The 590-nt window shown below is 71.5% G+C and carries 1 pseudogene; it reads right to left on the bottom strand.

From position 1 onward, the window contains the following. Nucleotides 1–187 (bottom strand): annotated as a pseudogene (locus A7A76_RS01150) (glycosyltransferase family 1 protein); the annotation flags it as partial. Nucleotides 188–590 lie beyond the last annotated feature (403 nt).

Genomic DNA, 590 nt, shown 5'->3' with positions numbered 1-590 from the left:
GCAGGGGCAGGCCGCGCACCAGCAGTTCGTGCGCGGCGCCGTCGCCCCGGCCGTCGGCGGCCTGGCGCGGGCGCACCACGCCGACCTCGTGGCCGCGGGCGCGCAGACCCTGCTCCAGACCGCGCACGGTCAGGGCGACGCCGTTGATCTCCGGCGGATAGGTCTCGGTGACGATCGCGTAGCGCATGGCGCGGCTCCGGGTTTGCGCAATCCTGGGCTTGGGCCGTGTCCCCGCCGTTGCCGGCGCATGACGTGCGCGTGACTCGATCCGGGTAACCGTTTTCCGAAATCGATTTCATCCGGGCGGCGTCACGAAACACCGCGCGGGCGCCGGTTTTGCCGCGATCCGTCAAGCGCGGCGCGGCATCGTCGGCGATCGCGCAGCTTCCGCTTCGTTAACAAGCCTGTCCCTACAATCGCCCCGTTTATGTGCGAACCCATCCGCACGCCATCCATGCATCGCCATCGACAGGGGACTTGCTTGCACCGACGCGAACTGATCAAGGCCGGACTGAGCCTGCCGCTGGCCGCCTGGGCCGCGGGCGGCGCCTGGCCGGCGGCGTTCGCGCAGGCGGCCGCGGCCGGAGCCG

The organism is Lysobacter enzymogenes, from assembly GCF_017168095.1.
Lineage (GTDB): Bacteria > Pseudomonadota > Gammaproteobacteria > Xanthomonadales > Xanthomonadaceae > Lysobacter > Lysobacter enzymogenes_D.
Note: the sequence above shows the minus strand (reverse complement) of the source record. Positions and strands in the feature narration are given on the sequence as shown.